The organism is Allobosea sp. (assembly GCF_017308075.1).
Taxonomy (GTDB): domain Bacteria; phylum Pseudomonadota; class Alphaproteobacteria; order Rhizobiales; family Beijerinckiaceae; genus Allobosea.
This window is the reverse complement of sequence record NZ_JAFKFX010000029.1, coordinates 146,249-160,219: the sequence shown is the minus strand read 5'-3', so window position 1 is coordinate 160,219 and position 13,971 is coordinate 146,249. Positions and strand designations below refer to the sequence as shown.

10 protein-coding genes and 1 pseudogene are annotated in these 13,971 nt (G+C 62.0%); 8 read left to right on the top strand and 3 right to left on the bottom strand.

What is annotated here, in order from left to right; genetic code table 11:
- The first annotated feature begins 51 nt into the window (after positions 1 to 51).
- The 6 genes from J0J10_RS11315 to J0J10_RS11290 all read left to right on the top strand — a co-directional run bounded on the left by J0J10_RS11315 (position 52) and on the right by J0J10_RS11290 (position 6,602).
- Positions 52 to 993 carry a hypothetical protein gene (locus J0J10_RS11315; protein ID WP_291646600.1) on the top strand — a complete coding sequence of 314 codons (942 nt, stop codon included), beginning with the start codon at positions 52 to 54 and terminating at the stop codon, positions 991 to 993.
- Positions 994 to 1,001: 8 nt separating this feature from the next.
- Complete coding sequence (locus J0J10_RS11310) at positions 1,002 to 2,198, top strand: AAA family ATPase (protein ID WP_291646599.1); 1,197 nt, start codon at positions 1,002 to 1,004, stop codon at positions 2,196 to 2,198.
- A gap of 53 nt (positions 2,199 to 2,251) precedes the next feature.
- Positions 2,252 to 2,938, top strand: coding sequence for a hypothetical protein (locus J0J10_RS11305; protein WP_291646598.1), 687 nt, complete (start codon positions 2,252 to 2,254; stop codon positions 2,936 to 2,938).
- A 193-nt stretch (positions 2,939 to 3,131) separates the two neighbouring features.
- Positions 3,132 to 3,443, top strand: coding sequence for a hypothetical protein (locus J0J10_RS11300; RefSeq protein WP_291646597.1), 312 nt, complete (start codon positions 3,132 to 3,134; stop codon positions 3,441 to 3,443).
- A complete protein-coding gene (locus tag J0J10_RS11295) occupies positions 3,443 to 4,903 on the top strand; it encodes a methyl-accepting chemotaxis protein (protein ID WP_291646596.1) in 1,461 nt (486 codons plus the stop codon). The genes J0J10_RS11300 and J0J10_RS11295 overlap by 1 nt, the downstream gene beginning before the upstream one ends.
- A gap of 232 nt (positions 4,904 to 5,135) precedes the next feature.
- Positions 5,136 to 6,602: a methyl-accepting chemotaxis protein gene (locus J0J10_RS11290; protein WP_291646595.1), complete on the top strand. Its 1,467-nt coding sequence runs from the start codon at positions 5,136 to 5,138 to the stop codon at positions 6,600 to 6,602.
- A 44-nt stretch (positions 6,603 to 6,646) separates the two neighbouring features.
- Here J0J10_RS11290 and J0J10_RS11285 read toward each other — a convergent pair.
- Both J0J10_RS11285 and J0J10_RS11280 read right to left on the bottom strand, forming a co-directional pair.
- Positions 6,647 to 7,795: pseudogene (locus J0J10_RS11285) on the bottom strand (IS3 family transposase).
- A gap of 160 nt (positions 7,796 to 7,955) precedes the next feature.
- On the bottom strand, positions 7,956 to 9,794 hold the full coding sequence (locus J0J10_RS11280) for a methyl-accepting chemotaxis protein (protein ID WP_291646594.1): 1,839 nt from the start codon (positions 9,792 to 9,794) through the stop codon (positions 7,956 to 7,958).
- A gap of 622 nt (positions 9,795 to 10,416) precedes the next feature.
- Between J0J10_RS11280 and J0J10_RS11275 the strand changes: the two genes are divergently transcribed.
- Entirely contained in the window at positions 10,417 to 10,599 is a 183-nt protein-coding gene (locus J0J10_RS11275; protein WP_291646593.1) for a hypothetical protein, read from the top strand.
- Between the two features lie 666 nt (positions 10,600 to 11,265).
- A complete protein-coding gene (locus J0J10_RS11270) occupies positions 11,266 to 12,156 on the top strand; it encodes a hypothetical protein (RefSeq protein WP_291646592.1) in 891 nt (296 codons plus the stop codon).
- Positions 12,157 to 12,249: 93 nt separating this feature from the next.
- Here J0J10_RS11270 and J0J10_RS11265 read toward each other — a convergent pair whose 3' ends face one another.
- Positions 12,250 to 13,950, bottom strand: a complete 1,701-nt coding sequence (locus J0J10_RS11265) for a tyrosine-type recombinase/integrase (RefSeq protein WP_291646590.1) — start codon at positions 13,948 to 13,950, stop codon at positions 12,250 to 12,252.
- Positions 13,951 to 13,971: the final 21 nt, after the last annotated feature.

Genomic DNA, 13,971 nt, shown 5'->3' with positions numbered 1-13,971 from the left:
AGGAGACGGTGAAAGGGCGGATAGGCCGACCCCTCAGGACAAGTTCAGATCATGACCGACAACAACGCACCGTCCCTGCGCGATCTCGTCTTCACGACCGACACCGTGCCCGTCATCGACGAACTCGCCGGGTTCGACGCCCTCGTGCCCGACCTCTCGGACGATCTCAAGCGTCTCACCGCGCTGCTCGAGCGGCTGCCGCCGATCCTCGACCTCCGCGGAAGGGCTCTTGTTCATACGCAGCAATACGAGCGCTTCCTCGCGCTCGCCGAAGCGGATCCCGAGGAGCTGGGAGCGCGTGTCGATACCGCCAACGCGCTCGCTATCCTCGCCCATGCCGGCGAGATCGCGATGTTGCTGGTACCGTCGGGCTCGCCCGAGAACCGTTTCGCGCGGGCCATGCTCTCGAAAGAGCGGAACAAGCAGTATCGCAATGGCGGTGGTGTTCATGATCCGGAACTCATGGATCGGGCGCTGCGGCGGTCCTTCGCCCATGGCAGTCCGCAGCTTGCGCTCGGCAAGCGGATCCCGCCCGGCATGGAGAACGCGGCGAAACGGTTCAGCGGCGCGGTCCTGCCGCTGCCCGAGACGTGCGACGGCACGAGCCCCGGCGTTCATCACCTCGAGCATGCGTCGGCGCTGGAGGCTTGGTTCAACGCCCCGCCCGACCTCGACGCTCTGCTTGATGGGGCCAGGAAGCTGCTCAAGCAGATCGATGTCCGCTCGCAGGCGGCCGATGCCTGGCCGTTTCTGTATGGCGCCCGCCGCGGCGCACTCATCCTCGCCTATGCAAAGCTCTGCCGGATCGGACTCTGGCCGGCGCGCAGCTCGGCCGATCTCATTGCGAAGATGGAGGTGGAGCGCCTGATCACCGAGCGCGCCCATGACCCCGACGCGATGCGCGCCCTGGTCGAGATCGCGCTCGGGGTCGGGCGCCGCATCGCCAAGCAGAGCGGACGCTTCCTGACCATCCTCGACGGCGTTGAGCTGTGAGGCCGGTCATGAGCATCACACCTCAGGATCCCATTGAAGCCTACGAGAACCGGCGCCATCTCGACCTTCAGTTCCTGCTTGCTCATTTGCGTGACCAGCGTCCCGACGGCGGAGGCACGCAGTCTGTCGAGCAGCCTGCTCGCCACGAGCCAGATCAGGCCGGTCCCTCGATCGAGATCTACGATGCCGATCGGCTCGCCCGCCGTCTCGGGCATGGCGACGGTTTCGTCGGTGATCCGACCGAGAACGGCGGCGACGAGGACACGGCGCAAGCGCGCCAGGTCAAGCTCTGGAACCGGATGCAGTCCGACGAGCGCGGCCCCTGGCGCAAGCTCGTCATTCCCGATGAGGCCATGATCGCGCGCCTCGCCGGTCTCGATGTGATCTGCCCGCAGTTCCGGGAGGTCACGGCCTGGATCGTCAGGGCGGCGGGCCTGAGTTTTGCGACCGGCACGCCGCTTCGGCTCGATCCCGCCGCGGTCGTCGGGCCGCCGGGGATCGGCAAGACCTTCTACGCCGGCAAGCTCGCCGGGGCGCTCGGCGTGCCGAGCGAGGTCATGGCGATGAACCTGATGACGGACAGAGGCGCAGCCTTCTCCGGCCTCGCCCCGATCTGGCGGGCGTCATCACCCGGCAAGGTCGCCAAGCTCCTGATCGAGGGCAGTCATGCCTGTCCGCTCATCGTCATCGACGAGATCGAGAAGGCTTCGCCGATCAATCCCAGCGAGACCCCGGAGAACGTCTTGCATTCGCTGCTCGAACGCGAGAATGCCGCCCGCTTCGTCGACGAGTTCGTCGATCTCCCGATCCGCGCCGATCACATCTTCTGGCTCGCGACCGCCAATAGCCTCGATCCCTTGCCGGCAAGCATCGTCGACAGGCTGATCGTATTCCAGGTCGAGCAGAAGGCGGCCGAGATGCTGGTGATCCAGAAGAGCATCTTCCACGAGGCGAACCTGCGGGTCGGACAGTGTTTCGCCGAGCCGGGCATGGCGTTGTTCGAGGCCACCGCCAGACACAATCCGCGCACGCTCTCGCGCCTCTGGGACATCGCCATGGGGTTCGCTTGCGAGCAGGGCCGGCGGCACCTCGTCGCCGACGATGTCCGAAAGGCCGAACAGGTGCTGCTCGCGGGGAAGGAGGGCGTGAGGCGGCCCATCGGGTTCATCCGGTCGATGTCGAAAGGAAAAGAAGGTCGAGAGTGAGGGTGAAGACGGGAATGCCCCCGGAAACCCCGCACGAACGAAAGATCAAGGCCATGACGAATCCCACCGACCAGACCATGACGACGACGCTGCGGCGCATCCGCGAAGAAGGCAGCACGGCTGCCGTCACGCACTATGTCGATACCCGCTGGCCCCGCATCGGCGGCGAGGAGCTCGCGCTGTTGCCTGAGCGGGCCTTCCTCGATATCGAGTTCGCCGAGGCCTACCAGCCCGGCCAGGTCGCCTATGTCTATGTCGCCGGCTGCGGCGACACGCTGAAGGCGCCCGACCAGCCGACCGGCCTGCATGGCCTGGCGCGCCGCTTCGCCATGCCGCTGTTCAAGATCTCCGCTACCGGCTCAGAGAACGCGCTCGCCCGGGCGAATATGCGACCTTCGGCAGCAATGATCGCGGGGCCGCTGAGCTTGGCATACGCCGCCAACGTCTCGGCATTGCTGACCGAACGAACCTCGCCGGCTTCCAGATTAGCAAGGATGACGCGACTGATTCCGCCGCTCATCGCGAGCGCGCTTGGGGTGACACGGGATGCTGCCGCGCGTAGGCGAAAGCGCCGGACTCGGGCTGGCCATAGCGGAGGCAGTCGCAGCCGGTACCGGCCGCACTTTCGAACTGTACTCTCCAAGGAGAGACACAAAGACAGCTTCGAGGCCCCGCTTCGGATCGGCGGGCTTGATCCCGCCCTCCGCCGGCGAGCGAACAACCCCGGCGGTCTCAAATAGGGGGCGCTGGAGGATGGCTCGGCCGGCGCAGCAAGCGGTTTCTTGAAGATAATTTAACGAATTCCGACGTAATCCAAAATTTGATGTAAGGGGATGTAAATCAAATTGCATGGACTGGATCTCCGGGTAATCTATTCAGCCGATCGCGCCCGCCAGACTGGTTTTATTTTCCGCCGGCGATGTGAGCGGTGATATGCGCGAGATCGTTTTCGGTTCGTCATTCGGCCTTCTGGTGGCCGTTGCCGCATTGATTTCTGCCACCTGGCCGGTCGCCGGTCGTCCCGTTGCGGTGCTCTTCGGATCAGATACTTCGCCCGCCGAGATGATAGCCGCAGTCCAGCGTGCTGGCGGCCTTCTTCTGGAGGTCGATGCTGGGTCATCGCTGGTGATCAGCATCAGCGACCAGTCCGACTATGTCGCAAAGCTGTACCAAGCCGGAGCCCGGTTTGTCACCAGCGCTACCTTGGCCAAACTTTGCTTCAGCCGTTCTGGCAGGGAACAGTAATGACCGATGTCGAGCAATTGAGAATCCGCTTCGCCCGGATTATGGTCGCGGTTCTCTGGGCCAATGCAGCACTTCTCGTCGCCACAAGCATCCACGCGCAGCCTGAGAACCCGCTGCCAATCCTGATCTGCAACCTTGGCCTTGCCAGCTTTGGCACGGCGACATGGTGGCTGAAGGGCACAGGCTGGGTGGTACGGCAGGTCACCTCCATCTGCACGATGGGGCAGGTCATGCTGCTGCTCTACATCTATGTGGGCCACCCCTATCAGGTGGACATCCATATGTATTTCTTCGCCATGCTAGCGATTCTCGCCGCCTGGCTCGATTGGCGTATTTTCATCTCGGCGTCGGCAGCAATTGTCGCGCATCATACCGTGCTGAGTCTGATCTACCCAGCCGGAGTTTTTCCAAACGGCGGAAGCTTCGGCCGCGTCGCGCTGCACGCGGGCATCGTAGTGGTTCAGGTCTGCGCACTCAGTTGGATCGTAGCTTGGCTCAGATCAGCCTTCGCGACCTCGGAGAGCGAGAGGAAAGCCGCGCTGGGTGCGAGATTCGAGGCGGAGCAGGCAAGAGGCGACCTCATGACCGCCACCGAGGCTGCGGCGGCGGAACGGCGTGAGGCCCTGTCCGCGGTTGCCTCCGATTTCGAAAGCAAGGTCGCCGGCATAGCCCAAGACGTTTATGCCTCCGTGCAGGCTTTGCGTTCAGCCGCCCTGCAAATGACAACTGGGGCATCCGAAGCTGCCGAGCGCTCGCATGTGACATCGATATCGACGCGGCAGACATCGTCGAATGTGGTCGCCGTTACTCAGGCCACCTCCGAGCTCAGCTCGTCCATTCGTGAAATCGACCAGAGAATGGCCCAATCGCTCCAGATCGTTGGCTCAACAACGGAGAATGCCGAGAAGGTGCTTACGAGCGTTGCCGCCTTGTCGGGCAAGGTGGACGGTATCGGCAATGTCGTAGCGGTAATTTCCGAGGTTGCGGCGCAGACCAATCTGCTCGCTCTCAATGCAGCCATTGAAGCGGCCCGCGTTGGCAGGGCCGGCAGTGGTTTTGCAGTTGTCGCGCAAGAGGTCAAAGCTCTCGCCAACCAGATATCATCCGCGACGGAAGAGGTTCAGTCGTCGATCGGAGCCATCCGCAGCTCCGGCAGCGAAGCAGCCGCCTGCATCAAGGCCATGGGCTGCTCGATCGGGCTGCTCAACGAAGTGGCTATGGCCATCGCGAGCGTCGTCGAGGAACAAAATACTGCAACCCTCGGCATCGCCCGGAATATCGAGGGAACGGCGCAGGAAGTGGTGGCAACCTCGGAGAATGTCGAGGCTGTCAGCCGGATTGCAGCCGAGACCGGCATAGCCGCACAATTCGTGGCCGAGTCCGCCGAGCAATTGAGCAGGCAGTCCCACCACCTCGATGCCGAGGTTGCTGCGTTCCTGAAGCGGGTACGAGCCGCCTGAGGAGCGGCATTATCGCATCGTACGCTTCCGTCCGGGATGTGGAGGCGATGATCGTTGCGGCTCTGCCGGAGGCGCTCAATGCCCTTTGTAGGCAGATCAAGAGCCTATCCGAGACGAGGGCCTTCTTCTGGAACGAGTAGCCGCGACTCGTTGTCTCGGCCCGCTTTCCTTGTCAGGATGTTAAGCGCTCTGAGCGTAAAGCTTCAGGTGACGTCTAATATGGAAACCCAAATTGCTTGGCTTCCGAGGTGAATTTCGTAGCGCCGTCGAGCGCGCCAATGCCGTGATCGAATTCGGGATCGACGGCTCAATCCTGTATGCAAATACAGCTTTCCTGGAATTGGCAGGCTATGATCTGGCCGACCTCATCGGAAAGCATCACTCGATCCTTGTGTCGAAGGAATACAAGCAGTCGCCGGAATACGAGCGTTTTTGGAACGATCTGGCGAAAGGTATCGGCTTCGCATCGGAGTATCGTCGGTTTCGGAAGGACGGCAGTGAGTTCTGGATTAGCGGGAGCTATAATCCCGTGATCCGCCGGGGACGGGTTCAGAAAATTGTAAAGATCGTAAGGGACATCACCGCAAAGAAGATTGAACGCGCCCATGACAGGAGTAGTCTTGCGGCGCTTGACCGCTCCCAGGCGATCGTTGAGTTTGCCTTGGACGGCACCGTTATCGCGGCAAATCAAAACTTCCTGACTGCGTTCGGTTACTCGCGGGAAGAGGTGAACGGTAAACATCATCAGATGTTCGTTGACCCAGCCGAGGCCAAGAGCCTTGCCTACCAAGCTTTCTGGCAAAAGCTCAGAAGCGGAGAGTTCGAGGCTGCGGAATACCAGCGAGTGGCCAAGGGCGGGAAGGCTGTATGGATTCAAGCCAGCTACAACCCCTTGCTTGACGCCAGTGGCCGTGTCATCGGGATCATCAAGTTTGCGACGGATATCACACAGGCCAAAGACCTCGCTCGTCGCCTTCAGGCGCAGTCCGACCGGCTTCTCGGCCAAGCCGTGGCGGATATCGCCGGCTCGGTTTCAGATATCAACAGTCAGGCCGGAAGCGCGGCGGAAGCGGTCGCCAACGCCTCTGACAACATCCGCGCGGTTGCTGCGGGATCGACGCAGATCGCCGCATCCGCTTCCGAGATCAGCATGAAGCTGACGCGAACGTTGGCCGTTTCGAGTGAGGCTGTTCGCGAAGCTTCTCTGGTCGATACACTGATGGTTGGCTTGGCCGATAACGCACGGCAGATCGGGTCGATCGTCGATCTAATCGCGTCAATCGCCGCACAAACCAACCTGCTGGCGCTCAATGCGGCGATCGAAGCGGCCCGTGCCGGTGTCACGGGCAAAGGCTTCACGATTGTTGCCGGCGAGGTCAAGAAACTTGCTGGGCAAACAGAAAGTGCTGCCCACGACATTGCAGCCCGTATTGCCTCCGTTCAAGGAGCGAGCGGGCGCGCGTGCGAGGCGATCCGACAGATTGGCCAGACCATCGAGCATATTCATGTGGCGGCGACCGACATTACGAACGAGGTCGCGGCGCAATCGGCCGTTACGCATACAATGTCGAGCAGCATGCTGGAGATGGCCACCGGCATCGAGTTGATCGGAGCGACTCTGAGCAATTCCGCCCGGCTCACCCAACTGGTGGATCAACGCATCCAGGACATTCAGCGAACTGCGAAAAGCGTGGCGTGAATGGAGTTGACCCGGTTCCGTGGACCGTTCACGGCTATGGCAGGTCAGGTCAGTTCATGGTGCAGCCTTTCGTATTCGATGGGCGAGAGGTAGCCCAGCGCCGAGTGGCGACGTGACGGGCTGTAGAAGCCTTCGATGAAGCTGAAGACCGCCATCCTCGCCTCGCTGTGCGAGCAGAAGCGGTTCCGGTCGAGCAACTCGCATTCCAGCGTCGCGAAGAAACTCTCGCACATGGCGTTGTCGTAGGCATCACCGATTGAGCCGGTCGAGGGCCTGACGCCGGCGTCCCTGCAGCGGTTGCCGAAGGCCAGCGAGGTATATTGGGCGGATTCAACCGGTCGTCGCAACACCGGCATCATACTGCTGAGCGAGGAACTGATCGAGCACGACGCGGGTCTTCAGATCGGCCGAGAAGGCCCATCCGACGATCCGGCGCGACCAGGCATCCATGACAACGGCCAGGAACAGGAAACCGGCGAGCGTGGGCACGAAGGTGATGTCGGCCACCCAAAGTTCGTTCGGCTTCTCGACAAAGAAGTTCCTCCGGACCAGATCGTTCGGCGGCCGATGGTCGGGATCGCGCCGGGTCGTCGTGACGCTTCTGCGCCGGCTGGCGCCGACAAGCCCGGCCGCGCTCATCAGGCGGGCCACACGCTTCTTGCCGATGGCGACCTCCTCGGCCTTGAGCTCGGTATGGATCCGCGGCGCACCATAGGTTTTGCGCGAGGCTGCATGGATCGTACGGATTTTCCGGGTGAGGTCGAGGTCGGCAGTCGCTCGCGCCGACGCAGGCCTGCCGCGCCAGGCGTAATAACCTGACGCGGAGACCTTGAAGACGCGGGCCATAGTCTTGATCGAGAAGACGGCCTGGTGCGCGCTCATGAACCGGAAAACCCGTTCGGGTTCGCCTTGCTCTCCCGCGCGAACCAGGCTGCCGCCTTTGACAGGATATCGCGCTCCTGGCGCAGGCGCTGGTTCTCACGGCGGAGGCGGATCAGCTCTTCGCGCTCGGCCGTCGTCGTACCGTCACTGCGCTTGCCGGCGTCGCGCTCGGCCTGACGGACCCAGTTCGCAATGGATTGCGCAGTTGGCTCGAACTCCCGTGACAGTTATTCAGGCGTTCGCCCGGATCGGAACAACTCGACCACCTGCCGCCGGAACTCCGGCGGATACGCAGCTCGAAAACGCGGCATCGGACACTCCAGAAAATGACTTCAAGGGTGTCCACAAAACCGGGGCAACTCCAGAAAGCCGCCGCGCCGGGTTTGATCGGAGGGTTGCCTCTGCGCTGGCCCGGAGCTGACAAAGCGGCTGACCACCAGTTTGCCGCTGGTGGTCAGCCTAATTCACTCGCTAGAATTCTTCCCAGCCCGTGCTGATGCCGCCATTGGCCGTTTTCCGGCTGCGCAGCGGGGCAACCTTGCTTTGGCTGAAAGCGCTGGCTGCAAGGCTACGAAGGCGATGAAGCTCGGTCGCCGGTGGCTGTGGGGCCGCGACAGGGGGAGCGCTATTCGTCTCGGTGCCAATCCGGAATGAGGCGATCAGCTCGTAAAGGCTTCCGGCTTTTTCCGAGAGGACATTGGCCGAGGCCGCGCTTTCTTCAGCCAATGCCGCATTGGCTTGCGTGATCTCGTCTAGGTGCGCGACCGTTTGGCTCATCTCGTCGATGCCGTTCGCCTGCTCGCCTGCCGCCGCTGAGATGTCCGCGATGGTGCTCGCAACCTTTCTGGAGGATTCGAGGATCGCGGTCAGCGCCTCGCCGGCTTGGTGCACGAGCTTCACCCCCTGGCCGACTTCGGCATGGGAACTCGATATGAGCCCCGAAATATCCTTGGCTGCCGTGCCGGAGCGCTGGGCCAGCGTCCGGACCTCCGAGGCGACCACGGCGAAGCCCTTGCCCGCATCGCCAGCGCGAGCGGCCTCGACCGCCGCATTGAGAGCCAGGAGGTTAGTTTGAAAGGCAATGTCGTCGATGACCCGGATGATGTCCGAAATCTTCGTGGATGAAGCTTCGATCCGGGACATGGCCTGTACGGCCTGGCCCACAATGGCGCCACCTGTCTCAGCCGTGCGCATCGCTTCCATTGCGATGCCCGATGCCTGTTGGGAAGCTTGGCTTGTGGCCTTGACCGAGGCTGCCAGCTCTTCCGTGGTCGCTGCGGTTTCTTCCAGCGAGGAGGCCTGCTCTTCGGTGCGTTTGGATAGATCGTCGGCGGCTGTCGTGATTTCCCGCGACGTTTCGTTTACATCCGCTGCCGTCGCCGAAACGGAGCCAATGACCTCGGCGTAGCTTTTGACGAGTTCGTTGACGCCGTTGCAGAGCGCGAGCACGTCGCCGCCAAGCCCTTCCGTCGAAATCCGCTTCGTCAAGTCGCGCTGCATGGCAGCCTCGACGACGGTCCGGGTCTGCGCAACCGCGCCCCGAAGGTCGCCTTCCGCCTTTGCAGCGGTAATGTCGCTGGCGTATTTTACGACTTTCCAGGGCTTGCCGGAAGCATCTAGGATGGGGTTGTAGCTGGCCTGTAGCCAGATCACGCGTCCGCCCTTTCCAAGACGCATATACTGCCCCTCATCGTATTCACCCTGGCCGAGCTTCTTCCAGAAGGCCTGATACGCCGGGCTGGCACGCGTCTCTTCATCGACGAACAGGCTGTGGTGGCGACCCGCAATCTCTTCGAGCGCGTAGCCGGTCACCTCCAGAAAGTTGGGATTGGCGTGCAGAATCTTGCCGGTCAGGTCGAACTCGATCACGGCCTGGGCCTTGTTGATGGCCGCAATCTGCCCCTGAAGGTCCGCAACCAAGTCCTTATGCGCGGTGATGTCGGTCGCGAACTTGATGACCTTGATCACCTTTCCTGCGCGATTGACGATCGGCGTATAGGTTGCCTGGAGCCAGAGATGGTGTCCGTCTTTGGCGATTCTCAGGAACTGGCCCTGGAACGCCTCTCCGGATGCCAGTTTGTTCCAAAAAGACTGGTAAGCAGCACTTTCGCGCTCCCGCGCTTCCAGAAAGATGGCGTGATGTTTGCCCCGGATCTCATCGAGACCGTACCCGACGGCTTCGAGAAACAGCTTATTTGCGTCGAAAATTAGCCCTGAAGCACCAAACTCGATGACTGCCTGCGTTCGCTTGATGGCTTCCAGTTCGGGGCTATTGGTTTTGAGCGACCCAAGAAAGCTGATTTTTCCCAAGATTATACCTTGCCGATCATCCCGGAGTTCTGCTGCGTCAGCCGTACCTGAGGGGCCGGGTGGACCTAGGAAGGCTCCCTCTTTAGATAAATTCGAAAAGTTAACATAATTGGCGGCCTTTTATCCAACGCATGACCTTGCTCGAAGCACAATACGCTTGAGAGCTGGCTATGTCCTTCGTGGGAAAGGCACATGCTACGGTTGGCGGGGCAAAGGTGGTTCGATCGCCGACCTGTTCGCCTGCGCGCGGCTGACGCTTATCGAGGATAAAGGGGCAGGCGAGATTCGCGTGTTAAGGGCGCTATGTCGTTCGATCAGGCTGCATCGCTTGAAGACTGTCTTGCACCAAGGGGGCTCTTCCCACGGCGAAAATCAGGCGGTTGCCGAGCTGTGCAAGCCCAGGATGATACCAACGGCCCTCATGCTTGACCGATATGGGCCCATTTCCTGGTGCCGATGGAAGCGATGATGGCGGGCTGCGCCGTGAGCCTGTTCCAGGCTTCGCAAGCGGCGTCGAGGATAAGCGGTATGGCGAGGTGGAGAACCCTTCGCGACCTGTCTCGACGAGGGCGGGCTCAGCCCGGCCGAGCGCGACCAGATGATGGCAGCCCAGGAGGGCGCCATGCTGCAGCATCCCCTCGCGCTGGCCGAACTCGCGCTGCCGCGACGGGAGGTCGACGCCGACCTCATCCTCGGCGCAACCCACCCCGAGGTGATGGCGCGCGCGCAGATGAGCGCGGTCCTGTTCATCGCGATCGCGGCCGGTCGGCATCACCGGACGATGCTCGCCCCGATTCCCTACTGAACCTTGAGGGCTGTTGCTCCCTGCTGTGTCCCTGCGTCCTTCCACAGGGTTCTGAACAGGAACGTGCTCCCTCGGCCCTCTCTGTCGCCAAAATCTGCAAGGAGGACCGTGGGACGACCAAGGCGATCGGTTGGCTTGGTCGTGCCAACGCAATCCCTGCGTCCTTCCTCGCTTCCGGCGCAAGGAAGACCGTGGGCGGCCCGTGGGAGCGGCGAGGAAAGGAATTGGACAAAGGAAGGCGCCCTCAAATGGGGGCGCCTTCTGCGATTCCAGGATCGGGTGTGATTGCAGCCGCGTGGCTGTAACCCCCATCGAAAGAAACACCATGACCGACAAGTACCGTGGCCTGATGCGGACGCGCATATCCCGACCTGGATCGAGATCGTCTGAACGATGTTCGACATGCGAAGACCCGACCCGAACGACGTTCGAACAGCGTTCTGGTCGCGTCGCCGCTTAACGACTGTGCACTGCGAACAGCATTCCGAACGCTGTTCGCATCATCGGGCACACACCGCGAACAACGTTCTACCTTCCCTGCGATCGGGGGACAGAGGTTGAGGGTCGGGGCGCGAGGCGACCGGCTCATAACGGCAGACAACACGAGGGTTCGAAGGGGGGATGCCCCCGGGGGAAGCCACTCCTGACCATAGAGAAAGTAATACGATGAAGACCACGACAATCGGCCCAGTGAGCTCAGCGGCTCGGGCGCTTCCCCCTTCGCCCAAGGCGCCCCTACAGCCGGGCAAAAGGCTTCTTCCTCTCGGCTCCGCCGGCGCGGTGACGCATTGGTGGGAGGTGCGTTGGCCGCGGATCGGTGGCCTCAACCTGCTGTCGCTGTCAACCGGCGCGTTCAAGAGCGTGGCGTTCCAGAGTGCCTATCAGCCCGGGACCCTGGTTTATATCTACTGTGCCGGCTGTGGAGAGGATCATCGCATGCCGGAGGTCTCCACGGGACTACTCGGCGTCGCGCGTCGCCTGTTCGCGGCGATTCACAAGGTCTCGGTGACCGCTCAGGTTAAGCTGACCGATCGGCTTCGCGAGCTGAACCGGGATCGGTACGGCTGCGTCACCGTCAGCCGTGACGGCTATCCCTGTTCCGACCGCGGCTTCGACAATTACATGTTGCAACACATCTTGCCGGCTGGCGGGCCGCTGGCCGATTCTCCGGTCAGCGTCGGCAATCGCTGCCTGCTCGTTCGTCTTCCGTTAGGCCTTTCGCGCGACGAGTTCGAGGAACGGCTTCATCAGCGTATGCATGATGCCTCTCTGAATGCCTGGCTGGAAACGGCCGAGGGACGCAGCCATTGCGCCCAGATCGGCAGCGCGCCCGCCGAGTTCAGCCGCAGGACGTCCTATGGATTCGGGGACAGTGCTCGCTGGAGCGTCGCCAAGGAGTTTTATTTCTTCCGCCCGAAAACCGACGATGCCGATCGGCTCGTACGGATCGCCGAGGTCATCATCCACGACTGGGTTGTCAATCCAGCGTCCCGCAAGACCCTGGTCAGCTACAAGTCGCTTGGGCAGGGCTACGTCGTGGCGCTCCCGATCAAGTAATGTTGGAGCCGGCATTCCAACGACGAGGCGAGCCAGTAACTGTCGGTGGAGGCCGGCACACAAGGCATATGATCAGCCTGGCCGGCAGCGCCCCTATTCGATTACGTAGCGCGGATACCGATCCATCCGGACCTTCAGCGCCGACATGCGTCCTCGGAAATAGCCGTCCGAGACGTCCTTGCCGTGGTTGTGCCCGGTGATCGCATTGCTGAAGCGCTTCGAGATGTTGGCCTCCTCGGCGCGGGTCACGAACAAATGCCTCCAGCCATGGTTGGGGCTGACGCCATCTTCGAGCTTGACCTGCTCCTGAACCCATTCGGCCAATTCGCTGGCGCGCTGCTCCTGTTGGCTGCGCGTTGCGCCTTCCTTTTGAGGCACGTCCCCCACGAACAGGAACCCGGCAGGCGCCTTTTCCCAGAAGGCCAGAAGGCCTTCTTCGACAAGCGCAGGATGCATGGGAACCTTCCTTGCGACATTCGTCTTGGTTTTTGGGAAATGGATCACCCAGATCTCACCCTCCTGGCGAATGTCATGCCGGCTCAGCCAGCAGACCTCCTGGATGCGGGCGCCGGTATAAGCGCAGATCCATGGCGCCCAGCGGCGCGATGCGGATGCACGCGGGTAGCGACGGCTCGGCTTCGCATTCCGCGCCGCCATCAGGATCGCTGACACCTCGTGGTCCTCGAAGTGCTTCTCGCGAGTCGTTGTTTTGCGATCGACGTCGAGCTTGATGTCGCGGGCGGGGTTGTCGCTGCGCCTGCGGCCGCCTTGCCGCGTGGTTGCCCAGGAGAAGATCGATGAGACGGCAACGAGGTCGTTGCGGTTGATCGTGCGCGGGTCGATCTTGTCGACATCCTTGCGGTGGTTGGCCCAATCCCAGATGTCGTCGCCACTGACGAGGCGCCAGTCCTTGCCCTTCCAGAAGCGATCGAGCGATTCGAGCGACGGGCCATAGCGGCGCAAGGTACTCGCCGCCTTCTTGTCGGTTTGATATTCGCACCAGCGCTTGTAGAGGTCTGATACCGACTCAGGCTCTCGATCGGCCTTCGATGTGGCGGCGGTCGTCGGAGCGGGGGGCGTCCAGGCCGGCAGGTGCTTACCGATGTCATCGGAGTGATCGGCGCTCGAAAGCCGGCGAATCGCTAGTTCACTGAAGGCTTCGCCGATCTTGACGAGCTCCTTGGACAGCCGCGCCAGCGACTTCTGGTCGATTTGCATCTGGTTGTCGGCGACTAGCTGGCGCGCCTCGCCACCGAAGGCAGCGTCGACGATCTCATCCCGGTTCAGGACGCCGTCGCCATGACGAAGCGCGTAGGCGTGTAGCGCGAGCGGGTCCTGCATCTCGATCGATGCCATCCGCTCGGCCACTTTGGGGTCGTCGACGCCGTTGTCGAGATGCCATTGGGTCGCATCGCGATACTCTTGGACGAAGGCTTCGATCCGGTCGTTGAAATCGAAGTCGGCATCGAGTCGCTCAACCGCTTTGCGATAGGTTTCGCCGGCGAGGGCCTTCACCTGCAGCGGGGTCAGCGTCTGCTCAGGAGTGCGAAGGGAATCCCAATAGGCGAGGAGCCGACCCAGTGCGGCCTGGAACCGCTCCTTGGCCTCTCTTGCGCTCTTGGTGCGCAAGGAGACGTAGACCTTGTCGGAGATAGTGACGGTCACCGACTCGCCGGCGATCGGCAGCGTCACGGCACGCCCGCGAGCGACCTCGCGGAGCTCGTTCGGCACCCGAACGTTGAGGTAGTAAGATCCCGACTTGGTAGCGAAGGGACGGGGCATCGCAAGGGCCATGTGTGAAACCGCTGTGTGAAA